This window comes from Bacillus massiliigorillae (genome assembly GCF_000380245.2).
Taxonomy (GTDB): Bacteria; Bacillota; Bacilli; order Bacillales; family DSM-1321; genus Bacillus_AD; species Bacillus_AD massiliigorillae.
On sequence record NZ_HG428741.1, the window covers coordinates 2,667,118 to 2,692,271 of the forward strand.

General features: G+C 34.2%; 27 protein-coding genes. 9 read left to right on the forward strand and 18 right to left on the reverse strand.

Features of this window, described 5'->3' with window-relative positions; all coding sequences use genetic code 11:
- Positions 1-52 precede the first annotated feature (52 nt).
- Positions 53-787, forward strand: a complete 735-nt coding sequence (locus TX86_RS12350; RefSeq protein WP_042349101.1) for a sulfite exporter TauE/SafE family protein — start codon at positions 53-55, stop codon at positions 785-787.
- 52 nt (positions 788-839) lie between these two features.
- On the opposite strand, the gene cbpB is transcribed toward TX86_RS12350, so the two are convergent.
- The 3 genes from cbpB to TX86_RS12360 form a co-directional block, all read right to left on the reverse strand.
- Positions 840-1,274, reverse strand: a complete 435-nt coding sequence (gene cbpB / locus TX86_RS12355; RefSeq protein WP_042349102.1) for a cyclic-di-AMP-binding protein CbpB — start codon at positions 1,272-1,274, stop codon at positions 840-842.
- Between the two features lie 97 nt (positions 1,275-1,371).
- Positions 1,372-1,497 (reverse strand): hypothetical protein, encoded by a 126-nt coding sequence (locus TX86_RS27460; RefSeq protein WP_268258251.1) that lies wholly within the window; start codon positions 1,495-1,497, stop codon positions 1,372-1,374.
- Positions 1,498-1,595: 98 nt separating this feature from the next.
- Complete coding sequence (locus TX86_RS12360; protein ID WP_042349103.1) at positions 1,596-1,835, reverse strand: YkuJ family protein; 240 nt, start codon at positions 1,833-1,835, stop codon at positions 1,596-1,598.
- A gap of 170 nt (positions 1,836-2,005) precedes the next feature.
- Between TX86_RS12360 and TX86_RS12365 the strand changes: the two genes are divergently transcribed.
- Both TX86_RS12365 and TX86_RS12370 read left to right on the forward strand, forming a co-directional pair.
- Positions 2,006-2,959, forward strand: a complete 954-nt coding sequence (locus TX86_RS12365; RefSeq protein WP_154663105.1) for an MBL fold metallo-hydrolase — start codon at positions 2,006-2,008, stop codon at positions 2,957-2,959.
- Between the two features lie 54 nt (positions 2,960-3,013).
- Positions 3,014-3,247, forward strand: a complete 234-nt coding sequence (locus TX86_RS12370) for a glutaredoxin family protein (RefSeq protein WP_042349105.1) — start codon at positions 3,014-3,016, stop codon at positions 3,245-3,247.
- A gap of 67 nt (positions 3,248-3,314) precedes the next feature.
- Here TX86_RS12370 and TX86_RS12375 read toward each other — a convergent pair whose 3' ends face one another.
- Positions 3,315-4,514, reverse strand: a complete 1,200-nt coding sequence (locus TX86_RS12375) for an EAL domain-containing protein (protein ID WP_042349106.1) — start codon at positions 4,512-4,514, stop codon at positions 3,315-3,317.
- A 289-nt stretch (positions 4,515-4,803) separates the two neighbouring features.
- Here TX86_RS12375 and TX86_RS12380 point away from each other — a divergent pair, with 289 nt between their 5' ends.
- On the forward strand, positions 4,804-5,412 hold the full coding sequence (locus TX86_RS12380) for a transglutaminase-like domain-containing protein (RefSeq protein WP_042349107.1): 609 nt from the start codon (positions 4,804-4,806) through the stop codon (positions 5,410-5,412).
- Between the two features lie 412 nt (positions 5,413-5,824).
- On the opposite strand, the gene TX86_RS12385 is transcribed toward TX86_RS12380, so the two are convergent.
- Positions 5,825-7,681, reverse strand: coding sequence for an SLC13 family permease (locus tag TX86_RS12385; protein WP_042349108.1), 1,857 nt, complete (start codon positions 7,679-7,681; stop codon positions 5,825-5,827).
- A gap of 184 nt (positions 7,682-7,865) precedes the next feature.
- On the opposite strand from TX86_RS12385, the gene TX86_RS12390 reads away from it, so the two are divergent.
- Positions 7,866-8,729, forward strand: a complete 864-nt coding sequence (locus TX86_RS12390) for a metallophosphoesterase (RefSeq protein ID WP_042349109.1) — start codon at positions 7,866-7,868, stop codon at positions 8,727-8,729.
- A gap of 116 nt (positions 8,730-8,845) precedes the next feature.
- On the opposite strand, the gene TX86_RS12395 is transcribed toward TX86_RS12390, so the two are convergent.
- Positions 8,846-10,633: a putative bifunctional diguanylate cyclase/phosphodiesterase gene (locus tag TX86_RS12395; protein WP_052343649.1), complete on the reverse strand. Its 1,788-nt coding sequence runs from the start codon at positions 10,631-10,633 to the stop codon at positions 8,846-8,848.
- 287 nt (positions 10,634-10,920) lie between these two features.
- Here TX86_RS12395 and TX86_RS12400 point away from each other — a divergent pair, with 287 nt between their 5' ends.
- Together TX86_RS12400 and TX86_RS12405 are read left to right on the forward strand one after the other, a co-directional pair.
- Complete coding sequence (locus TX86_RS12400) at positions 10,921-11,355, forward strand: hypothetical protein (RefSeq protein ID WP_042349110.1); 435 nt, start codon at positions 10,921-10,923, stop codon at positions 11,353-11,355.
- Between the two features lie 352 nt (positions 11,356-11,707).
- Positions 11,708-12,199, forward strand: coding sequence for a YkyB family protein (locus tag TX86_RS12405; protein ID WP_042349112.1), 492 nt, complete (start codon positions 11,708-11,710; stop codon positions 12,197-12,199).
- Positions 12,200-12,447: 248 nt separating this feature from the next.
- Here the strand turns inward: TX86_RS12405 and TX86_RS12410 are convergent, their stop codons facing one another.
- The 5 genes from TX86_RS12410 to TX86_RS12430 form a co-directional block, all read right to left on the reverse strand.
- Positions 12,448-13,032 (reverse strand): HD domain-containing protein, encoded by a 585-nt coding sequence (locus TX86_RS12410; protein WP_042349113.1) that lies wholly within the window; start codon positions 13,030-13,032, stop codon positions 12,448-12,450.
- 162 nt (positions 13,033-13,194) lie between these two features.
- Positions 13,195-14,100, reverse strand: coding sequence for a chemotaxis protein (locus TX86_RS12415; protein WP_042349114.1), 906 nt, complete (start codon positions 14,098-14,100; stop codon positions 13,195-13,197).
- Between the two features lie 108 nt (positions 14,101-14,208).
- Entirely contained in the window at positions 14,209-15,483 is a 1,275-nt protein-coding gene (locus TX86_RS12420; protein ID WP_042349115.1) for an ATP-binding protein, read from the reverse strand.
- A gap of 106 nt (positions 15,484-15,589) precedes the next feature.
- Positions 15,590-17,014: a phospholipase D-like domain-containing protein gene (locus TX86_RS12425; RefSeq protein WP_052343650.1), complete on the reverse strand. Its 1,425-nt coding sequence runs from the start codon at positions 17,012-17,014 to the stop codon at positions 15,590-15,592.
- A 148-nt stretch (positions 17,015-17,162) separates the two neighbouring features.
- On the reverse strand, positions 17,163-17,642 hold the full coding sequence (locus TX86_RS12430; protein WP_042349116.1) for an RDD family protein: 480 nt from the start codon (positions 17,640-17,642) through the stop codon (positions 17,163-17,165).
- Between the two features lie 218 nt (positions 17,643-17,860).
- Here TX86_RS12430 and TX86_RS12435 point away from each other — a divergent pair, with 218 nt between their 5' ends.
- Positions 17,861-19,015 carry an aminotransferase A gene (locus tag TX86_RS12435; RefSeq protein WP_042349117.1) on the forward strand — a complete coding sequence of 385 codons (1,155 nt, stop codon included), beginning with the start codon at positions 17,861-17,863 and terminating at the stop codon, positions 19,013-19,015.
- Here the strand turns inward: TX86_RS12435 and TX86_RS12440 are convergent.
- The 6 genes from TX86_RS12440 to TX86_RS12465 all read right to left on the reverse strand — a co-directional run bounded on the left by TX86_RS12440 (position 19,012) and on the right by TX86_RS12465 (position 24,173).
- On the reverse strand, positions 19,012-19,377 hold the full coding sequence (locus tag TX86_RS12440) for a hypothetical protein (RefSeq protein ID WP_042349118.1): 366 nt from the start codon (positions 19,375-19,377) through the stop codon (positions 19,012-19,014). The genes TX86_RS12435 and TX86_RS12440 overlap by 4 nt on opposite strands.
- Before the next feature lie 120 nt (positions 19,378-19,497).
- The gene (locus TX86_RS12445; RefSeq protein ID WP_230203614.1) at positions 19,498-20,400 is read right to left on the reverse strand and encodes an NAD(P)-dependent oxidoreductase; all 903 of its coding nucleotides are present in this window, start codon (positions 20,398-20,400) and stop codon (positions 19,498-19,500) included.
- Between the two features lie 93 nt (positions 20,401-20,493).
- The gene (locus TX86_RS12450; protein WP_042349120.1) at positions 20,494-21,255 is read right to left on the reverse strand and encodes a glucose 1-dehydrogenase; all 762 of its coding nucleotides are present in this window, start codon (positions 21,253-21,255) and stop codon (positions 20,494-20,496) included.
- A 215-nt stretch (positions 21,256-21,470) separates the two neighbouring features.
- Complete coding sequence (ptsP, locus tag TX86_RS12455) at positions 21,471-23,195, reverse strand: phosphoenolpyruvate--protein phosphotransferase (protein WP_042349121.1); 1,725 nt, start codon at positions 23,193-23,195, stop codon at positions 21,471-21,473.
- Positions 23,195-23,461: a phosphocarrier protein HPr gene (locus TX86_RS12460; protein ID WP_042349122.1), complete on the reverse strand. Its 267-nt coding sequence runs from the start codon at positions 23,459-23,461 to the stop codon at positions 23,195-23,197. The genes ptsP and TX86_RS12460 overlap by 1 nt, the downstream gene beginning before the upstream one ends.
- 301 nt (positions 23,462-23,762) lie before the next feature.
- A complete protein-coding gene (locus TX86_RS12465; protein ID WP_042349123.1) occupies positions 23,763-24,173 on the reverse strand; it encodes a competence protein ComK in 411 nt (136 codons plus the stop codon).
- Between the two features lie 214 nt (positions 24,174-24,387).
- Between TX86_RS12465 and TX86_RS12470 the strand changes: the two genes are divergently transcribed.
- A complete protein-coding gene (locus TX86_RS12470) occupies positions 24,388-24,873 on the forward strand; it encodes a sigma-70 family RNA polymerase sigma factor (protein ID WP_042349124.1) in 486 nt (161 codons plus the stop codon).
- Here TX86_RS12470 and ykzS read toward each other — a convergent pair.
- Positions 24,870-25,064: a protein YkzS gene (gene ykzS / locus TX86_RS12475; RefSeq protein WP_042349125.1), complete on the reverse strand. Its 195-nt coding sequence runs from the start codon at positions 25,062-25,064 to the stop codon at positions 24,870-24,872. The two genes, TX86_RS12470 and ykzS, sit on opposite strands and share 4 nt — an antisense overlap.
- Positions 25,065-25,154: the final 90 nt, after the last annotated feature.

The window sequence follows — 25,154 nt, forward strand, 5'->3', positions numbered from 1 at the left end:
TTTCAATTATACCAAAATGGTTTTATTCTTATGAAGTGAGGAGTTGAGGCTTATGACAGAAATTTTATTAATATTACTAGGATTTACGGTAGCACTTGTTGGAACATTAGCAGGTGGAGGTGGCTTAATCGGCATGCCAGCACTCTTGTTCTTTCAGCTACCGATTCATAGTGTCATTGCAACGGCGAAGTTTGCAAATACAATTAGTTCTTTTTCAAGCTTTTATCAACTATTAAGACAAAAGAAAATTGTTTGGAAACAAGCACTCTTCCTCATCCCATTCGCAGCTGGCGGTGGTATGATTGGCGGCCTAATCACTAATCATATTTCTGAGCGAATAATGACATCCATTGCTATTATTTTGTTAAGTGGAGCCTTTTTACTAGCACTCGTGAAAAAGCCTTCATTCGAAGCTAATTCAAACTGGGTATTACCAAAAAAGATTTTACCCATCCTTTTTCTGATTAGCATATATGACGGGATGTTTGGTCCTGGCCAAGTAACCCTCTTAATGTATACATTCCTATTGTCAGGCGCTTCCTTTATGGAAGCAGTAGCGTATTCTCGATTCCAAACATTTATTAGCTGTTTCTTTGCCTTTACACAATATGCTATAAGCGGTAACTTTATTTGGACAGTTGGTATATTCTATGCAATTGGCTCATTATCTGGCTCTATCGTCGCAATTAGGCTTGCTCCCAAAATCTCTATGAACATACTAAAGAAACTTCTTCACTTCATAACCATCGCTTTAATTGTGTCATTATGTGTCCAACTTTTTCAATAAATCAGCATTAAAAAGCCGGCTTCAAGATTTCTCTTTATAAGCCGGCAACTTGTTACTCTACAACCTTGTTATAGATGCTTTTTAATATTGCTCTTCGTGTTAAGATTCCTTCAAAAATCCCTGCTTCATCTTCTACACAAACAAATGGATGATCAATTAATAATTCAAAACCACGCTGTAAAGTATCTTGCATACGCAGTCTCGGAATATCAACATTCATAACATCGCTAACTATCATCTCTTCTAACTTTTCAAACTCAATTCTCTCTAAACCCAGTATTGCATCAAGAATTAAAGGCGAACTAATTAACCCATATAATTTAAAATATGGATCTAATACAGGAATAGCTGTATATCCACTTTTCGTTAAAACTAATAAACAATGCTCCAAATTGTTTGCAATTTGAACATGAGCAACTCTTTCGGCAGATATAACGTATGGTTCAATCGGTGAAGAAAGCAGTTCTATATTATTACTTGTTAACATAATTTCAATCCCTACTTTATCATAAAGAATATTATCTTCTTACTTATTTTAACATATTTGTCGAGTAATGTTCTGATTGATGGGGGAATTTTAATGTTTAATTCTTATTCTTTTTGTCCTGCAAAAGCTTTCGAATCGCAATAAGCTCCTTTTTCGTAGTCATTAATTCAGCAAGCATTAACAAAACAATAAATAACATGACAACTAAAATGAGTGTTTGCAAACACATTACCACCCTTACGACTTTATTAAACGTATTATACCATACCCATATTACCGAAAGATTGAAATCGAAATAAAAAAAGAGCCCATTACGGACTCTTACGCTTGTAATAAATCGAAAATCTCAATAGTAATCATATCGATGTTATCGAATTGATACTTAGATGATTTTCCCTTTTCATCATATACTTCTAATTCAAACATTGCTGTTTTATTATAGTATGTTACTTGGCATTTTTTAACACCATCTATTTCAAAAAAGCGTTGTGAAGTTTCTGTTTCCTTTGCTTGTTCTTGTAAATTATTCAGTCTTGTAATGATGCCTTGTAGTTGGGACATAGTGCATCTCCTTTCAATATGTAGCAGAATTCTTTCCGGTAGTTTTCACTATAACATAAAATATTATCCACTCGCTACGCTTAAGTAAATTCTGAATTTTTAATCATTATTTACATTATAATCATTTACTTTTACAATAATAGTATTATCGCATATAGGAGGGTAATATTTTGACATTAGTTGAACAAATTAATAGTACTATTTATTGTATTGATTGTCACGACTTACAACGTGAAAAAAGAACTGGTTGTTATATTATGAAAGGAAATAAGGTGACAATCATTGAAACATCTGCCAGCCCCTCCATCCCGTACATATTAAAAGGGCTAGAAGAAATGAATATCGCTTTACATGATATTGATCATATTATTGTTACTCATATTCATTTAGATCATGCTGGTGGAGCTGGGCTACTTCTTGAAAAATGTCCAAACGCTGATATAATTGTTCATCCTAAAGGAGCAAGACATCTTGAAGATCCAAGCAGACTAATTGCTGGAGCACGCGCTGTTTACGGCGACGATTTCGATGAATTATTTAATCCAATTGTACCTATTCCGAAAGACCGTATCAAAATTGCACAACATGGTGATCAATTAATTTTAGAAAATCGCACACTGACTTTCTATGATTCACCTGGACACGCCAATCATCATATTGCCATCCATGATTCTTTAACAAATGGCATTTTCACTGGTGACACTGCTGGCATTCAATATCGTGAACTAGACAACAGTTCAACACAATTGTTCCTACCTTCTACTTCTCCGAGCCAATTCAACCCTATTGCTATGGAGCAATCGATTGCATTATTTGAAAGTCTTAATCCTGACTATATATATTTCGGTCACTACGGACATAGTAATAACCCTACAGAAGTATTTAAACAGTTACGTCAATGGCTACCTATTTTCATCGAATGTGGCAAAATAGCGATGGATGAAGTAACTGATTCTGAAGAACGAATGAAGCTTGCAAGTGACTTATTGATGAATCGCTTTAGAAAACATTTATCGGCTTATCATATTCCAGATAATCATCCTGTATATGAAATATTAGAACTAGACGCCAAAGTATCTTCAATGGGAGTCATCGATTCATTACAAAAAGGAGTAATACAATAAGAATTCTACTTCATATGCTATAATACTTCTTTTAGAACTTTTTTGGAGGAAATTATGCAAGCAGTTACAGTTTATACACAACCAAATTGTCCACCATGTGAATTTACAAAACTTTATTTAAAGAATCATGGTATTCCTTTTGAAGAGAAAAATATTGCACGTGACAGTAAAGCGAAGAAAGAAATGATGATTAAGTACGATGCTTATTCAACACCAGTTATTGTTATTGGAGATGAAGTACTCATTGGATTTGACCAAGAACGAATAGAGAAACTGTTATCGATTTAAACAAAAAAGAGATTGCCAAAAGTATTTTTAGGCAATCTCTTTTTTATTAAGCTACTTCAATTTTCTTTTAGAACACATCATGTTCATATAAGTAATCATAGGATAAATCTACAAATAAATATTCACTCTCGTTTAATGGAATTGAGAATGTCCTCGTTGTTTCACCGGTTTCAATATCACTGTATGAGTCAGATAGTTCACCCTTTTGATCGTTTCTCATTTTGATAATTGTTTTTAAGAAATACGGTCTCCAACTCCAGTTCTTATTTTGATATTCTTCCTGTATCATCCATTCTCCGTGCTTCTTTAAAATGTTTGGGGACGTTTGAAAACCATCCTCATCGCAAACATATAATCGAAACGAAAATGCTTCTAACGAACTTGCTAAGGCTTTTAGCTGTTCGATATCTGCACCAGATATTTTTGTTTTCTGAACAATTAACCGAATTTCTTCTTGCAATTGTTTCTTTTTAGTAAATCTTTGCTCCAAGCTTCTTTTCTCAGCCAATATAAAACTATGACATTCTTTTCTAAAACGCTCTTTCAATTGCTCCCTTTCTATGAAAGTAGCATTTGGCTCAGATAAGTAAAACCCTTGATAATATCTACCACTATTACGCCATGCAAATTGTAGCTGATATACCGTTTCAATGCTTTCAAATAAGAGTATAGCACCTATTCTTCGAGCTAAGACACCAATTGAAGTAATTACATCTTTGTGCGTATCCCAACCCTGATTAAGCTGTTCTAAATTGACTTTCAAGATATGAGGAGACAGCGTTGAAATACGATCTAAATGACTATCTGCGCCTAAATGATCGATCGCCACCTTAATGCCATATGTCTTATAATATGACAATAAATGATGCAAACTTTCCATATCACCATCAAACTTCTTCTCTGAAAGCTCAATAACAATTCGAGTCATATTCTCTTCACTTACATATTCTTTAACAATTTCTAAGAATCCCGCACCGTGGTCAAGCATTAATAGATTCGGATCTCGATTAATAAATATGAGACTTTCATCATCATTATCCATTATCTTCTCAAGTGCAAGTCTAAGTATATAATTATCCACTTCTACCCTATACTCTTCCGGTACTGATTCATCTTGAAAAAAAGATCCTAAACTTTCTACACCTGAATCACTTACATATCTTCCTAAAATCTCATACCCGATCACGACATGATCATCTGCACTAAAAATAGGTTGAAAAAATGGTTGTAGATGTTCAAGATTTGTCAACACTTCCATTGCATCCATGTTGTACCCTCCGAACATATTCATGATAGCTAAATTATACCATTATTGTAAAACAGGTTGAAGTTAAACGCACTAAGTTAAAGGTCCTAAAATAAACTATGTGTTATAATTTTACGCCATCATTCTTTTCACTTTATTTATTACATATAAATAGAGTAAAATAATATTATTTTAATTAATAAGAAAATTTAAATAAAACCACCAAAATAATCGCAACAAACTTATTGAGCATCATGATTTTAAACACACTCACATACAAAATTTTCATAAAAAAGGATGCTGTTAAAATATGAAACTGGAACCCGAATCAGCCAATTTACAAGACTATTTACAAGAAACCGATTTAATCGACTACTCCCATTATTTAATCCGCGCTATAACAGCACAAATATTTAACGAAGAACAGAGTGAGACAGAAAAAATCCAAGCCGCTTTTCTTTACGTAAGAGATCGTATATCACATTCTTGGGACATCCAAAACCGTAAAGTGACAAGAAAGGCATCTGATGTTATCCAATATGACACCGGGATTTGTTATGCAAAGACAACTCTATTAGCCGCATTATTGCGTTCTGAAGGAATACCAACAGGCTTCTGCTATCAACGCCTTATGACCTTTGATACGCCCGAAAAAGGCTACTGTATCCATGCATTAAACGCCGTTTATATCCATTCGCTACAACGTTGGATTCGTTTAGATGCAAGAGGTAATAAATCAGGTATTGAGGCTGAATTCTCTCTCGAAGAAGAAAAGCTGGCCTTCTATCCGAAAATAGAACTTGATGAAAGAGATTACCCTGTTATATATACAAATCCAAACCCACGAACGATTGCAACTTTAGAAGCCTGCTCTGACGCAATCGAAATGTGTATTTATTTCTTGCCAGATTCTTTATAAAGTTATATAAGGTTAGGCAATAGAAAATAATATTTAGTTTTACCTATAAGAAAAACCGTCACCGGTCTTTTTTGATTGATGTTTATGCTCCTTGATTTACTCCCAATCAAAAAAGAGCTATGCGGCAGAAATAAGATGAGCTGTTCTTGAAAACCTGCACTTGGTTTTCAAAACAGGTTGGCTTATTTCCGAGCATAGCAGGTGTAAGGTTAGACACCCCCAAAAAATTATATACTTTCTTGATCTTTTAAAAAAAGGTGTCCAATAGTGATTGATAACCACTATTGGACACCTTTTATGTTCTCTTTCCTTCTCATGAGTTTTATCATCTGAGTTATACCTTCAGAGTAGAAGGCATGATTAAATGTAGTGCTAACAAGACAACCTTTTTATTGATTTATTTCATTCATTTTTAAAAAGGAAAGAACAGCGGAATAGCTATCAAGACAAATATCCCAACAAATATTTGTAATGGTACTCCAACTCGAATAAAGTCATTAAATTTATAACCTCCTGCTGTCATAACAAGAGCATTAGTTGGAGAGGCAACTGGTGTTGAAAATGACATACTTGCAGCAACAGCTACACCTACAAGTAACGGATATGGACTAATAGCCATTCCTGTAGCCGTTGTAATAGCTATCGGTGCTAAAATAACCGCTGTCGCTGTATTGCTTATAAATTGTGAAAGTAACGTCGTAATAATATATAGACCAATTAATACTCCATAAGAACCAAAATCACCAAAAATATCAAGCATACCATTACTAATAAATTGCACCCCACCTGTTTTCTCAAGCGCAGTAGCGAGAGGTAACATAGCCGCAATCAAAATAACAGATTCCCATTGAATTTTTTTATAAGCTACCTCAATAGAACGGATACACCCTGTTGCAATCATTAAAAACGCCGAGAGCAAAACGCTGATAACCGGTGATATCACTTCAAAGGTCATTAATACAAGCATAAAGGCTAAAATAGCCGCCGCAATTGGCGCCTTTCCACTTGCATATGCAACATTTGCTTCTTCAGAAATCGTTCCAAGTATAACCACATCATGCTTATCCTGCGATAACATTTCGATATTTTCCCATTTACCATGAATGAGTAACGCATCTCCAAGCTTTAATTTCTCCTTCATGAAATCGGTATGGATATATTCTCCCTTACGATTAATTGCCAAAACATTACAAGAATATTTTTCTCTAAAATGTATATCAACAATTGTCTGATCTTCCATGCTAGAATGAGGAGCAATTAATATTTCAGTCATCCCATAGGATTTACCAAGAAAATGCGCTTTAATATCAACCAAGTCAAATGATTTTTGTTCTAATTCATATTGCCTAACGAATCGTTCTACTTCTGATATACCACCGAAAACCAGTAATAAATCATGCGGATGAACAATTTCATTCGCTCTTGCAACAATAGCTTGCTTCGACTGCTTAATCGATAACTTCTCTTTTATTCTACGTTCAATCTCAATTACAGTTATTTCGAAATTTAAAGGTAATTTCAAATCTGCCAATCTTTCACCAACAATATCAGATGTTTCTGGAACATATACAAAGTGCAATTGATCATACACTTTATATAAGCCAGCTAACTCCCCACTTGAAAGACTCTTTCCATTAGATGATGGTGTTGCTTCATGATTCGGTAGTAGCTTCCTCCCTATTGTCATCATGAATACTAACCCTGCTGTTAATGCTATAATTCCTATCCCAGTAATATCAAAAAAACCGAGCTTCTCATATCCACCTTTTACTAGTGCATCACTCACAACTAAATTCGGAGGTGTACCAATAATCGTCAATAAGCCTCCTAAGCTACTTGCAAAGGTTAATGGTAACAGAAAGCGTGAAGGACTTTTACGCAGTTCTAACGCGATACTCATAATGACAGGCAGCAGAACTGCCACAGTACCTGTATTACTTAACACAGCACTAAATAATCCAACAGTTACGATAATGATAAACAGTAATTTACGCTCACTATTGCCTCCTAATCTCAACAAAGAATTTCCGATATTCTTTGCCAAGCCTGAATCAAAAATACCAGCTCCCACAACAAATAAACCTGCTATCATTATAACAACGGAATTTGAAAATCCTGCCAACGCCTCTTCAGGAGTAAGAATTCCTAATATCGTTAGCGTTAATAAAGATCCAACCGCGATTAAATCAGGTCTATATTTACTTTGAATAAACAATGAAGTAACAATTAGTAATATAAAAAAAGTGATGATCATAGGATGTATAATCATAAAGGACCCCCACTAATATGCAATAAGAAATTTTTTCATTCCTTTTATGTAAATAAAAAATGATATACTCTAAAAAACACTTTACGTTCATTTCTTCTATATTTTTAAAACATTATGTTCTCAACTTTAATATAAAAAACATATTATGAGAATAACTCATCATAAAAGATAGGTTTGAAATAAGATGGAAAAAAAATTTAACCGTAGAACTTTTTTAAAGAGAAGTATCGCGACTATTCTCTCTATTTCTGGCATTGGAGTTGGTAGTCGCTATTACGCTGAATACATCGAACCCTATTGGATTGATATTACTAATCATACCATTTCTGATGAATATATTCCAAACGGATTCTCAGGCACTACTATCGTACAATTTAGTGACACACACTTAGGCTTTCAATATCAATTAAACAACCTTGAAAAAACAGTACAATTAATAAACAAAATTCAGCCTGATCTTATTGTATTTACCGGAGATCTAATGGACAAGCCGAATCATTATGATTCTCCAACTAAAATCATTCCTATATTACAGAAACTTCATGCACCATTCGGGAAGTTTTGTATATTCGGCAATCATGATCATGGAGGATATGGCTCAGATTTATATAAGCAAACGATGGAAGACAGTGGCTTTATGGTATTACAAAACGCTAACACTATTATTACAAACAGCTTGAAACAATCTATATATATTTCAGGAATTGATGATGCCATGTTAGGGAGACCCAATTGGGAAAACACACTGAATAATATTCCAAAAGACGCCTACTCCATTCTGCTCTCCCACGCACCGGATTTTGCAGACAGAGCAAAGAATGAAAATGTTTCCCTTCAACTAAGTGGACATAGTCACGGCGGGCAAGTAAAAATCCCTTTTTACGGCGCTCTCATTACCCCACCATTTGCGAAGAAATACTATGAAGGAATGTACAACCTTGGGAATATGAAATTATATGTAAATAAGGGCTTAGGTACGACTAGAATGCCACTTCGTTTTTTTACTAGACCAGAAATCACAATCTTCACATTACAAGCAAAAAATTAACCTTTTCAGGTAACTTAACTATTTCACCTATTAAATGTAAGCAAGTACGAAGCACCTTAAAAGCGTTAAGAGGCGTCCTGACAGTGATAGAAAATCACTACTGGGACGCCTCCTTCTTAAATTTGATTCATAAAATATCTTTCTTCAATTTCGCTAATTGGCAGTGGTTTACTATAGTAAAAACCTTGTGCCTTCTCACATTTTACACTTCGTAAAAACTCCGCTTGTGCTTCTGTTTCGACACCTTCAGCTATCACTTCTAACCCTAAGCTATGCGCTAAATATATAATTGTCGTTATTATAGCAGCATCTTTATGATCAGATAAAACTTCACTCACAAAAGAGCGATCAATTTTCAATGTATCTAGCGGAAACTGCTTTAAATAACTTAAAGAGGAATATCCTGTTCCAAAATCATCTACTGAAATAGACACACCTAACCACTTTAATTTATTTAACATCTTTAATGCTTCTGATGTATCTTGCATTGCACCTTCTGTTATTTCAATTTCTAATAATGATGGAGCAATATTATATTTCGTAAGTAATGATTGGATGACATCCTGTAGGGTAGGCTGCAAAAACTGCTTCGGTGATAAATTCACAGCAACCTTCACAGGCTCATATCCTTTTTCTGTCCACAATTTAATCACTCTACATACTTCTTCTATAACCCATTCACCAATAGGAATGATAAGCCCAGTATCTTCTGCTATAGGAATGAATTCTGCAGGAGAAACAAATCCAAGGGCTGGATTATGCCAACGTAGTAAAGCTTCGAAGCTAGTAATTTTCCCTGTTTGCAAATCTATTTGTGGTTGAAAATAGATTGATAATTCATTCCGTTCCAATGCTCTCCTCAACTTCGCTTCCATCTTAAACACATTTGGAAGATGTTCGTGTAGTGCATTGCTATAAAATTGAAAATGCCCTCCACCACTTGCCTTTACTTGATATAATGCGCCATCTGCCTTTCTAATTAACGTCTCACTATCTAAACCGTCCAACGGATAAATGGAAATCCCTATACTCGGAGTGATAAAATAATCTTGCTGATTTATTACAAAAGGTTCATCAAAACTCGCATATACTTTTGTAGCAAAAAGAGCAGCAGCATCACGGTTTAAACGTGGTAAAATAATGACATAATTATCTCCACTAATTCTGTAGACGGAATAATTAGAATCCTCAATAGATAATAATCTGTCACCAACATTTCTTAACAGCTGATCGCCCATAAAATACCCCATTGATTCATTAAACAATTTAAAACGATCTAAATCTATATAAAGAATAGCTATTTCATAATCATCACTTCTTGCTTTCTCTAATTCCATATCCATATTGTTGAATAAGGCTTTTCGATTATACAAGCCCGTCAATAAATCATGATGTAGCATAAAATGAATTAGTTCTTTACTTTTGGCATACTGAATCATAATATCTTGTAACAACTTCTGTTCACTTCTGTCTAGCATTTGATTATCATCAGCTTTCTTAATCCACCCCACAAAATAAAGAATAAGTTCTTCTTCATTTTTCACAGGTAATAATATAACTTCAAACACACTGTCTTTTGTATTTATTCCATCAAAAGCAAATCTAGTCATTTCTTCCGTTTCATCTTCCATTAAACGTTTTAATTCACGTTTCATCGCTATCGTCATGCCTTCATCATGAACATCTTCAATTAATTTCCCTAACGAATGTTCTGTCAGACAAAGTGACTCAAGCGCATACTTATTAGCGTAAACATAACGAAAACGATTCTCTTCCTCTACTTGGATAATTACTAGAGAATCTGTAATTCTTTTAAACGCTCTATCAAATAGATTTTTACCCTGCATTAAAATAAAATAATCAATATCATTGCTATGCTTAAATTGAATCACATTATTACCCACTATTATCACACCCTAAATATAATGCGAAACTACTAATACCGTACATTTTCCCCCATACAATTTTTTCCTAATAGTTATCATCATTATATTTCTATTTTTTCTGAAATACAATATAAGCCAATAAATAAAATAGGAGAGAATACTATTAATGTTAGTAAATACACCTTCATTATCCATATTCTATCCTTTCTACCATTTATAATATTCACTTTGCTTCTGCCGTGTACAGGCTCAATTTCATATTGTATCCATACAATATATAGAAAAAAAGAAACGGAGGCATAGTAATGTACTATTCGGCTTATAATCCATATGAAATATCTCCCATTATATATTCTAATGGGTTCATTTATAACAACAGTGAGTTTCGTAATGACCATGATTTTTATGATATAAACCCAGAAGATCAACGATTCTTTCCACTACTTTTTCCCTTTGTAGCAGGACTTGCTCTTGGAGGACTTGGAGGACTTGCTATTGGGCCAGCATTATTTAACAAACCTTGTTGCCCACCACCTTATCCAGTATATCCACCTTACCCCGTAGCACCTATGGGACCTATGGGACCTATGGGACCTATGGGACCTATGGGACCTATGGGACCTCCACCAGCATACCCGCCACCAATGCCATATCAAATGACGTCATTCAATCAATCTCCTCAATCTTTCACACCAATTCACGGTGGAATCACAGAGAATATAAACATAATTACAAAATAAATAGGCAACATCCATCCTTTTTAATTAAAAGATAAACTGCCTAGTATTTCTTCTAATTAACAAGGAGCCATAAGATAGGTGTAAGATTGGACAATGTGAAATGTTGAAAAAATCATGTCACCAACATACAAAAGCTGCCAATTTCATGAAAGGCAGCTTTTGCTGTTTGTAAAAATAAACAAAGAGTATAATATATACATATACAACCTCAGTTTCATCTTTCTCCTCAATTAAGAAAAAACTATGAAGCAATTCTTAAAAAAAGAAGAATATTTTGATGTTTCTATCACTTTAATGTAGCAAAATGTTATAATGACTTATGAAAATTCTGTACATAGAAAGGAGTTGCAAAATGGACCAAAACAAAACAAAACACCAATCCGTACAGGAACTACCACAAGCAATTTTTATTATCAATAAACATGCTAAAGCCGCTCCTAAGCCTAAATTATTATATGATTTAAAGCAATCGGCTATCAATAAAATGCTTAAAGAGGGTAAAGCAACGAAGCTTGGATTACATTTCTCTGACAATCCAAGAAACGCACAACAACAGTCTGATGTTATTATTGAATGTGGAGATTATATATTTCATTTACCTCCATCTAAAGAAGATATTAAAACCTTACCTCATTTAGGAAACAGAATTCCAGACAAACGAAATCCTAAAACTCAGATGTCTTTATCTAGAGCTAAAGCAATTATTTATAATTATGTCGGAGCTCGCGAAAGCGAATCTAAGAAAGAGAATGTTAAACCTTTTGGACATACCTATGCGAAACCTAAACGGAAAATATCTTCTAATATTTTTACTTCTTCTTTTCTTGGAAAAGATCTCTATTAATTACTGTACTAATATGATTTTATTTAAAATAAAAGAATAAAAGCGATCTCATTCCCTTCTAAAGAGAATAAGATCGCTTTTATATTTTTATCCCGTTCAACCTAGTGCTAAGACTCCCTCTTCAACATGACAGATACAACACGTAGCGTGTAAGTAAGAGATCAAGCACCAGTAAGAGCCCGATTGGTTCAACTAATAATCGGTAGAGGATGAACGCCCCCCACCAATTAAAGTTTCACTTTGTCTACCTATTTAGCGTCTTCCATATCAGATTCAAGGATTTCATGTAGTTTCTCAACTAAACGTTTATATTCATAGAAAAAAAGAGGTATATCTAACTCATCAATATTCATAAATAACGCTTTGGCCACTTCTGAGTAATACCAATATTGATCTTTTTTGCCTCTAACAAATACAGACCACACTGACTCCCCCATAACCTTATAATAGTGCATCACATTTGTTAAATTATCAAATTTATCGGCAGCAATCAATGCCTTCACTTCTAATGAACCAACTCTTGCATTTTCGATGGTTTGTAACTTTCTCTTTTCCCAAGAATAATTCCGATTTTCCGTATTGCCATTAACAAGTCTACACACTTCAAGACCAAATTTCTGCTCAATTTCCTGAAGCGGTACAACTGTATCTTCTACAACATCATGTAAGTATCCAGCAGCTACCACCACATCACTAAAACCCGCCTCAATTAAGGTATCCGCTACATGATTAGGATGATTCATAAATGGTTCATTATTTAATTTCCTAGTCTGACCGCTGTGCGCCTTTTCTGCAAATTGCTTTGCTTGAATAATCAAGTTTGGTGGTTTCATTTCTTCATCCAACTCCCCATATTTGTGCAGCTAACCTTCATTGTCTAAGATAGGAGAGTTCAAAGAAGTAATGGTGAAAGATCACTGATCCACATAGTTCCAATTCTCATATGCAACATTGACTTTTTACTTTCATCTGACACTTAGTAAAAAGCTTTTATTTTAGAGTAGGTATTTATCAATGAGAGAAATCAGTTCTGTTATTTCTGGTTTACTAACTTGCGCATCAGCTCCAACCATTTGTCCCTTATGTCTTAAATCATTTGTGATTAGAGATGAAAAGATAATAACAGGCAACTTACTTAGCTCTTTATGTGTTTTAATTCTTTTCGTTAAATGATGGCCATCCATTTGCGGCATTTCAATATCTGTTACTACTATTTGAACATGGTCGGCAATATTTTTCCCTTCCTTGATAAGTCCTTCTAAATAATTGAGCGCATCTTGACCATTCTCGAAAAATTCAATATATTGGAAACCAGCTTCCGATAGTGTATCGTGAAGCAGTTTACGCAACAACGGTGAATCTTCAACAGCAACTATCCTTTTATCAGAGCGCTCTCTCTTCCCAAGCTTCTTTACCTGCTGTACATTAATTCCTGAATCCGGATTAATTTCAACAACAATTTTTTCAAAATCAAGCAATAAAATCATTTCAGAATTTAATTTAATAACACCAATAATTTGGCTCTCAATTCCTTGATACATCTCAGAAGGCTTTTCAATTTGCCCCCAAGAAATACGGTGAATTTGTGTAACACTGTGTACGTGAAAGACCACTTTCTGTTGGTTAAACTCGGCAACAATAAACTTATCTTGTTTCTCATTTTCTGATGGAGGAAACCCTAGCGCTGTTGCCACATTTACTACTGGCAATACTTCCCCTCTAAGCTCAATAATTCCTTCCACATTTTTATGCGCTTGCGGAACAATGGTTACTGGCACTGGATTAATAATTTCTTTGACTTTAATAACATTAATACCAAATTTATTATTACCTATTCCAAACCCTACGATTTCTAGCTCATTTGTACCACTTTCCAATAAAATTCCTTTTTTATTGTCCATATCTTCTCGCCCTTCCCGATAAAACGGTTATCTATATTATGTATTACATATCGTTCATTCAGTGTAATACTTTAGCGAAATTTTTAATTTTTCACCCATTTTTAAAAATTATTCACATTCACATCTTTTGAGAGTCATCGTGACTTTTGTACCAATTCCTTTTTCACTCTCAAAACGAATAATTCCATTATGTTCTTCAACTATCGCTTTCGTAATCATAATCCCAAGTCCAGTACCCGTCTCTTTGCTAGTATAGAACGCTTCTCCCACTCTCAACATTTCATGCTTCTCCATCCCTATACCATTATCTTGAATTTCAATAACTACCTCGTCAGCTTTACAATAACATTGTAGAGAAATTTTTCCATTTGAGTGTGAAATGGCTTCTACTCCATTTTTGATGATATTATAACAAACTTGCTTCATTTTACCGATATCACCAAATATATATAATTCCTCTTCTTTCTTCAGCGTTAAATCGATTCCCTTTATACCTGTATATATACTCATGACTGAATAAACCGTTTCTAACATATCAGAAATTGAAAAAACACTATCTAATCTTTTATTCTTCTTTGCTAGATTTAGATAGTCCGTAATAATAGCTTCTGTTCGATCTAACTCTGAAAGTACTAGTCTAAGATACTCTTTACTAGTATCATTGACCTCGGGTTCAACGAGTTTAACAAATCCCTTAACAACTGTAAGTGGATTTCTTACTTCATGTGCAACACTAGCTGCAAGTTCACTTACAATTAATAATTTCTCTGATTCTTGAGCCATTAGCTTAAGTCGTCTATTTTCAATTAAAAATTCTGTTAGATAGACCATGAAAAAAAATATACTTACATAACAAATAAAAACGAACAGAATCATTGAAAGTGAAATATCCCCTACGTGCACATCATTATTACTAATAGCAGCCAACCAAAACATGATTAAATAGCCAAAGCAAACGGATGCACTAATAAAAAAAGAATACCTGATTTTATTTCGTTTCGAATAAGCTTGCCAATCAGCTTTAATAACTATAGGTATAATAAAAACCCAAGCTGTAGCTAAATAAAAAATAAAATTATCACGATCATTTATAATAAAATCATAGCCAGTTATATAAAGTAATAAAAATAAGCCTAACTTCTTATTTCCATAAAGAAACGTATACAATACGACTAAAGAAAAAAAACTAACAGGGAAGTCTAGCACTTGAAACACAGAAAAATGCATAAGTAAAGAAGAAGAACAACACATAAGAGCGAAAAATATATATTGCGGTTTCCAATGTGATGGAAAATACTCTTCATCATCACAATAAAATTGATAAAAAATGATTGGACCAATAATTATGAAAAATAAAAATAATACTTGCTCAAAATATAGCATCTGCTTCTTCCTTTTCAAAATACACTTTTATATATTTTACCATTTTTCACATTGATAGTTACTATATTTTCTAAAAAAATAAAATCTTAAAATAATTAACTCACTATTATAATAAAAACGAGACAAACCTTCCAAAAAAACCAACAACATACAGTAATATATTTTTCATTCGGCTTGAGCTTCTTTCCTCTATACTATTCGCATCCATCATATATTCATAATCTTCACCAATAAGCAAGCTTTTTTGTAAATACACATCTGTAATACTTTCCAGTTGCTTATGCACTTGTTTGCTATGAATAACCATCATGGTTTCCGTACTTAGAAAAGCACTTCTTGGATCCATATTAAAAGAACCTAGAAGGCTCAAATCATCATCAATACTATAAGCTTTTGTATGAATGGAATGCTCACCTTGATATTCATACACCGCAGCCCCAGAATCTACTATTTTATCACGCTCATTCAAATATACCGAAAAAGCTGGATAATTAGGTGTTGATCCTCTAGAGTTCGTTAATACAGTTATATCCACACCCTGTTTTGCAACATTAGGAAAAAAGCCATTCATCATCTTTTTAGCAGGAACAATGTAAGGACTTTGAATAAACACAGATTTTTTCGCAGAGTAAATAACCCGATTGATTTCAAACCAAACCCAAGGCTCTTTATTAAAACGATTGATTGGATTATGAATCAGGGTAATTTTGTTAGTTGGTAAAGTTTCTGCCTGCCAGTCGATAGTTTTATTAAAGATATTTTCCTTTCTGTTACGCTCTTTTTCTAAAAGTGCTTGTAGTTGTTTAGTTTTTCCAACTGCCTGCTTCTTTTCTTGTAGTGACAGTTTATTTAATGAATCTACTGAATAAGGGCTATCATAAATCTGCTTAAAATACTGTGACAAATCATGGATAACACTATTTTCATTCTTGTTATTGAAAATTACTACATCACGGTCATAAGTTATTTCCCCCTTGTAACCATTAGGAGCCATAAAACGATCACCTATATTCCTACCTCCTATTGCTGCAATAGATTGATCAACAATAATATATTTATCATGTAGCCTGTTATTTAAAGTCCATGGTTTTACTACATTAGGTACCTCATAAAACTTTAATTCAATATTGGGATGATTTTTTATTGCATACATAATTTCTTTTTGCTTTGTCTTTACTCCATTGGCAACGCCATCTAAAATGATTCTTACTCGTACTCCTCGATCAGCCGCTTCAAATAAAAGTGCCCAGAAAGTAGATGTTACCTGTCCAGACTCCATGGAATAGTATGAAATATCTATCGACTTTTTAGCATGTTCAATCATGTTCACCCTAACGATCGAGCTCTCCCTAGGTAGATCCACCAAAACAGCACGATCAGGACCAATCGTATCAGAATAGAAGCGACTCAATGAATGAGATGAAATGTATTCTTTACTCACTTCTTTGTCAAAAGAAAAAAGAAAGACTACTGTTATTAAAAAATAGACAAGCACTAATACACCAAACCAAATAATTAATTTCTTATACATATAACTCCACTACAACCTTCCATTTCTTACACAATATATGTTGTTAATATGTACAGTACTATTAAAAAATATTGACCATATAAAAAAGAAGCTGATCAAAAGGAAAATCTTTTGAACAGCTTCTTTGCGGTTTAATAAATCACCGAGATTATTTAGTCTCTTTAATAACCAGTGTTTTTGCTAATAAATCATGTAAAGTTTGCTTTCTTTTCGTAAATAGCGCCATAATGAAACCAAAATAAAATAAGCTAGAGATAGAAAACATCACCAGGTGACGAATTATTGCTCTAAAGAAGCTAATACGATCTCCTTCTAAAGTAACTACTTTTACTCCTAATAATTTCTTACCAATGGTTGCTTGCCATTTTGAAGATTGAAGAAGCGTGTAATACAGAGTTCCCACTATAAATGTAGCAAATAAATATCCTTTGTTGTTTGCAAGTGAATAAGAGGGATCTTGAAGTTGAGATAAATCTAGATTCACTCCTATGAGCGATAGTATTCCCAATGCAGCTAAAGTAGAAATAATCGCACTTAATATCATACCATCAATTAAATATGCAGCTAAGCGTCTTCCAAAAGAAGCGTAAGTGACTGATTCTTGGTTGTTAGATTGATTTTGTGTCAATGATTAAAGCCTCCTGTAATGTCATACATCATTAGTTATTATAGCAACGAATTTACTGCTTCCTTAAAATAATCATTATTAATAAAAATAGAAATATTTAATTATTATTTAAGTTCTATTTCTCTTATATTTTCCCATTCCATCCTTATTTCATGAACTCACTTATGAACAAATCAAAAAAAGATGGTACACTAAACATATTATTAAAGGGGGTAAGTATGTTGGATATCATTAATCAACGCGTAAAAGACATCGAAATTTCAGGGATACGAAAATTCTCCAATCTTGTTGCACCATATAAAGATGCAATTTCTCTAACGATTGGACAACCCGATTTTCCAACTCCATTACATATTAAAGAAGCTGCTAAAAAAGCAATTGATGAGGACTACACTGTATATACGCATAATGCAGGTTATATCGAATTACGCCGTGCATGCAGCGATTATATGAAAGAGAAATACCAATTAACTTATAATCCTGACAATGAGGTAATTGTCACAACGGGGGCTAGTGAAGCAATAGACGTTTCACTACGGACTATTCTTGCAGAGGACTGTGAAGTTATTCTACCTGGACCTGTTTATCCAGGATATGAACCAATCATTAAGCTTTGTGGTGCAAAACCAGTCTATATTGATGTAACGGAGAACGGTTTTAAATTGACAGCTCAATTAATTGAGCCTTACATTACTGAACAAACACGTTGCATTATTTTACCATATCCATCTAACCCAACAGGTGTTACTTTAACAAGTGAAGAGCTGAAAGAAATCTCCCAGCTCTTAAAAGGTAAAAATATTATCGTCCTTGCCGATGAAATCTATAGCGAGCTTGTTTTTGATGAAGAACATACAAGTATTGCAACTTTTTTGAGAGAACAAACAATTATCATTAATGGGTTATCTAAGTCACACTCTATGACAGGATGGCGCATCGGCTTTTTATACGCTCCACAAGCTCTATGCGAGCAAATTTTGAAAGTTCACCAATACAATGTAACTTGTGCTTCTTCTATATCGCAAATGGCTGCTATTAGCGCTCTAACTGTTGGAAAGAACGACCCAATGGCTATGAAAGAAGAATATAAGAAGCGTCGTGATTATGTCTATGATAGGTTACAAAAGATGGGACTCGATGTTGTGAAACCTGATGGAGCATTTTATTTTCTAATTAAAATGCCGGATGGATTTACATCATCCTTTGATTTTGCACTTCAACTTGTGCAAAAAAATAATGTAGCGGTTGTTCCTGGGAGTGCATTTTCTGCCGAGGGAGAAGGATTCTTCCGCATTTCATATGCGTATTCAATGGAAAGATTAACAGAAGGTTTAAATCGAATTGAAACATTTCTAACAAACCATCGTTCTTAAAACAATTTCCGAACGAATTTCACATCGCGATAGCCTTCTTCTTTATTGGTTGTCGTCACATGAACTTCAAGTAAACAACCGATTAAGGTATTCAAAACTTCTTCAAGTTCATTAGCATTTTGAGGTTTACTAATACCTAACTCTTTAAGTTCTCGTAACAATATATGAAAACCAGCATTATTCTCAATATGGCTAAATTTAGTTGGCAGCTGACCGCTTTCCTCATTCATAAGCTTCAGCTGCCATTTTAATGGTCGCACACCATGAATCGTCTTATCTCGTGAATAACCTTCTACTCTTACTACATAATAGCCATCTGGCAATTCTAGAAATTGGTCTTTAAGGTCATCGAATATGCCCATAGTTCCCTTCCTCCTTTCTTCTCCAAATACTTATGCACTTCTGAAAAAATATATGAGGTGAAATGTAGGCTAAAAAAACGACCTTTTCTCCATGGCAAACCGAGAAAAGGTCGTTACTCTTTATTTATCCCAATACTTACGCAATGCTTGTGTACCGCTATTTTCTTCGCCTTTTTTCTCTATTTCTTCATACATACGTTTACTTAAAGATAAGCCTGGCGTTTCCATATCCATCGCTTCCGCTTCCTCAAGTGCAATCTGCATATCTTTAATAAAGTGTTTAACAAAGAAGCCTGGTGAATAATCATCTTCTAAAATACGTGGAGCTAAGTTAGATAAACTCCAACTTGCCGCTGCTCCTGTAGAAATACTTTGTAGCACACGATCCGGTTGTAAACCCGCTTTCTCAGCATAAACAATTGCTTCACAAACACCAATCATATTAGATGCGATCACAATTTGATTACACATTTTTGTATGTTGACCACTACCAGCTGGACCTTGTAATACGATATTGGTGCCCATCGCTTCAAGAACTGGTTTCACATCGTTGAATGCCTCTTCCTCTCCACCAACCATAATCGCTAAACGAGCCTCTTTCGCACCAATATCACCGCCTGAAACTGGTGCATCTAATGCTTTCATATCTTTTTTATTTGCTTCTATGTAAATCTTTTTCGCTAAAGAAGGTTTTGATGTTGTCATATCAATTAAATACGTACCTGGTCGACCATTTGGAATGAGGCCTTCTTCACCTAAATAAATCTCTTCTACATCATGAGGATAGCCTACAATGGTAATAATAACATCCGCTTGACTAGCTAGTTCTTTCGGTGATTCTACCCAGTTCGCTCCCTTATCTAATAACTCTTGGGCTTTTTCTTTTGTGCGTGTGTATACAGCTAATTTATAACCTGCGTTCATAATGTTTAGTGCCATACTTCTTCCCATAACACCTGTGCCAATAAAACCGATAACCATTTCTTTTGTTACTTTCCCCATCATGCCACCTCTTTTTTTCATAATAAGCTTCATATTTGTACTTAGTATAACATATTCGAATTTTTCAACGATAAAAAATCGGTGAGAGTACCTCACCGATTAAAGAACACTTTATTAATATGCAGACCAACCAGCATCAGCAGTAACAACTACACCATTGACAAATGATGATTCATCAGAACCTAAGAATAGAGCAATATTCGCAATCTCTTCAGTTGTTCCAGAACGAGGCATCAGATTCAGACCCGCTACAGCACGTTCCATACCGAATGGATCTGGCTGTGTCATAGCTTTCGATAGATTAGTAGGAACAGCAGATGGCGCAATTGCATTACAACGAATGCCTAAATTGTTATAGTGCGCTGCCACGTTCTTAGTCATACCAACCACTGCATATTTAGATGCGGTATACGTTAAGCCACCACGACCACCTTGAACACCTGATAGAGAAGCCATATTTACAATTACCCCAGATTTCTTCTCTTCAAAGATTTGTAGTGCTTTTCTCATTGCACGCATAGCTCCAGTTGTATTAATTGCAATAACACGATCCCATACATCATCAGGAACATTAGCAGCTGCATACATATTATCACCAATACCAGCATTATTCACAAGAATATCTACTGTACCGAATTTTTCTAAGGCTGTATTATACATAGTTTGAATATCTTCTTCTTCTGTTACATTCGTTTTTACAGCAATAGCCTGTCCACCTTTATCAATAATTTCTTTTGCAGTTTCTTCAGCTGCTTCCATATTCATATCCGCAATTACAACTTTTGCACCTTCTTTTGCATATAACATTGTAATCGCTTTCCCAAGACCGGCACCAGCACCAGTAATAACAGCTACTTTATTATCTAATCTTCCCATCTCTTCATCCCCTTATCCATTTTCAAAACATAAAATCTTAATATGATAAGAGTATCACATAAGAATTGTTTTGAAAAAAAGAACGATTCAAACCATATTAAAGACTACTGTCTATATATATTCAATACCCTTTATATACAAGAAGTAAACGAAAAGAGGCTGTCCGAAAAGTTATTAAAAGTCACTTTCCAGACAGCCTCTTTCATCTATACAAATTACTTAGCTTCTACTGCAGCTTTAACTGCTTCTAATACTTCGTCATTTGTTTTCATTTGTAATGCTTGTTCTGCTAATTTTTCCATGTCTGCTTTAGACAGGTTTTTAATTTGAGAACGTGCTTTAAGAATTGATGTTGCACTCATTGAGAACTCATCTAATCCTAAACCAAGAAGTAATGGGATAGCGATTTCATCGCCAGCCATCTCTCCACACATTCCAGCCCATTTGCCTTCTTTGTGTGCTGCATCAATTACGTTTTTAACAAGACGTAAAATAGCAGGGTTATATGGTTGGTACAGGTACGAAATTCTTTCATTCATACGATCTGCAGCCATCGTGTATTGAATTAAATCATTTGTTCCAATTGAGAAGAAATCAACTTCTGTAGCAAACAAGTCTGCCATTACAGCAGTTGATGGAATTTCAACCATGATACCTACTTCGATTGTTTCACTAACAGTCACGCCTTCAGCTTGTAGCTTCGCTTTTTCTTCTAAAAGCACTGCTTTCGCTTGACGGAACTCATCAAGTGTAGCAATCATAGGGAACATGATTTTTAGGTTACCGTATGAACTTGCACGTAATAATGCACGAAGTTGCGTACGGAACATGTCTTGTCGATCTAGACAAAGACGGATTGCACGATATCCAAGGAATGGATTCATTTCGTGAGGTAAACTTAAGTATGGCAGCTCTTTATCTCCACCGATATCAAGTGTCCGAACAACAACTGGCTTACCATCTGTCATACCTTCTAATACAGCTTTATACGCTTCGAATTGCTCTTCTTCCGTAGGGAAGTTATCGCGACCCATGTATAAGAATTCTGTACGGTATAGACCGACACCTTCGCCACCGTTTTCAACAACACCCTTAATATCTTTTGGTGTACCGATATTAGCTACTAATTCAACTTGGTGACCATCTTTAGAAACCGTTTTCTCATTTACAAGCTTAGCCCACTCTGCTTTTTGTTGCTCATAAGCTTCGGCTTTTTGCTTATATTCAGCAATCAGTTCCTCAGTTGGATTGATGTGAACTTGTCCACTTAATCCATCAACAATGATGATATCTCCGTTTTGGATAGTAGTTGTAGCTTCTTTAGTACCTACTACAGCAGGGATTTCTAAAGAACGTGCCATAATAGCAGAATGTGATGTTCTTCCACCAATATCAGTTGTGAAAGCCTTCACATAAGTACGGTTCAACTGAGCAGTATCAGATGGAGTTAAATCCTCAGCTACGACAATTACTTCTTCTGTTACCATGCTTGGGTTAGGAATTTGAACACCAAGAAGATGTGAAAGAACACGTTTCGTTACGTCACGAATGTCAGCAGCTCTTTCTTTCATGTATTCATTATCCATTGATTCAAACATAGAAACAAACATGTCAGCTGTTTCTTTAAGAGCTAATTCTGCATTTACAGAGTCACTCTCAATTCTACCTTCGATTGGTCCTAATAATTCAGGATCGCTTAGAACTAATAGATGTGCATCAAAGATAGCAGCCTTATCAGCTCCAAGTTCTTTGTTAGCATGTTCTCTAATAGCTTCTAATTCTGTTTTTGAAGTATGTACAGCAGCTTGAAAGCGGCTCACCTCTTCAGAAACATTTGCAATTTCTTTTTTATTAACAGTTAGATCAGGTTCAATTAAACGATATGCTTTAGCAATCGCAATACCGTTTGAAGCAGCGATACCATTCAACATTGTCGTCATTATTCAGCTAATCCTTCTTTTTTCAAAGTTTCTGTTAATGCATTAATTGCATCTTGCTCATCAGAACCTTCAGCACTGATAGTGATTTCAGCTCCTTGACCAATACCTAAGCTCATAACGCCCATGATTGATTTAAGGTTAACTTTCTTTTCTTTGTATTCAAGGTTGATATCAGAATCAAATTTACCAGCTGCTTGAACTAGTAAAGTAGCAGGACGTGCATGGATTCCCGTATCAGCGATTACTTTAAATGTTTGTTGTAACATATTTATTCAAACTCCTTTAATAAAAAATTCTTGTTTTAATGAGCTTTAGTCTTTTTATGAATTTCCTCTGTTTAATGTTACCCATAAATTTATTATCTATGTTAAAAACAGTGTCGTTTCACAAAAAACCTTTCGAATCTAAATTACATAAATATCAAAAGTCAGACTACAGACCTCATTTCCTAAAAAATCATAGCATTACAAACGCTATGATACAATATTTTTTTTTAGAAATTAATACAAGAAAGCGCTTTATTTCCGATAGGTAAAATTGTCTAAAGAAAAAACTAGAAAAATATGATTATACTTCTAATTTCATTATACAAATGAAATCTTTATACCAACGAATATATTGTTCTTTTGTACAATTAATTTTTAAACGTTCACCATTTTTAAAAGTAAGACGCGGAAAGGTTTGTTCCCTCAATGATTTAACATGCTTAGGAAAAATCCACATACAATCTGGCTCACCTTTCGTTTTAGTTGAAAAAGCATAGATATCTGCATCCTCTTTTATCAAATAAGAGGACTCATTTACAATCTTAATCGATTTATCTACATGTAGCCCTAATTCCGTAAACATCATATCAAGAGTTTGTATACTTAAATATGTACCTTCTAGGTCAAAAACAATACTTTTATAGTATGGATGCCTTGCAGGAACTAAAGCCATTGTATTTGGACTTATTCGATAATGATTATATTCTTGCAAAAGTCTCTCTCCCTTATTGAAGTATTCATATAATTTTTGATTCATTTAAAGATTTTCTACAGTATTATTTCTTTTTTACTCCATCATGTAGCAAGAAACTTCTCATAGTGAATCGAATTATTATTTTTCTACTTTTGATACATATTCGATGATTCATATATATTTAAGCTACCTAGGAATACAAGGAAAATGCATTTTTCAGAAAGAAAAATTTATGAATTCTTTTGACAAGTTAGTTTCTCAGCATAATCGTCTCATTTATAAAATCATTCATTCTTTAAAGATTTATAAAGAATATGAATATTATTACAACATTGGTTTACAAGCACTTTGGGAAGCGAGTCTAAAGTTCGATGGAAAATCAGCAGCATTTACTACTTTCGCCTATTCTGTTATTAAAGGGCGAATATTAAATGAATTAAGATTGGAAAACAAATGGGAAGTTATTAATCAACTCCCAATTGTTGAACCTCATTTTTTTAATACTCTACAATATGATACCTATTTAGAGAAAGAATCTATTTTGCACTACTGCAATGGCTTAACACTCAATCAAAAACGTTGGGTTATTCATACATTTATTGATCATGAAACATTAAATGAAATTGCAAGACGTTATTCTGTTAACACATGTGCAGTGAAATCATGGAGACGTGATGCATTAAAAAAGTTAAAGAAACAACCCCATACATCTAATTAGCTTCTGGCTTCTTCTAAATAAGTATAGGTTGTTACTCCTCCATGCTTGGCATTCCCACGAAAATGTTTAAAATCAGAGCGCTTTACAAGTTGCTCTCGAAAAGTAAGAAAATCTTCTTTTGATACTGTAAACTCAGATATTTCACCTAGTTTTAATTTCTCTAATAGCTCTTCTGCTTGCTCTTTGTTCATGTTTGCATCCCTTTCTATAGCAAAAAATCTGTAGGAAAAATAAGGACCCTATCATATAGGATCCTTATTTTTATTAATTATAATTACTAC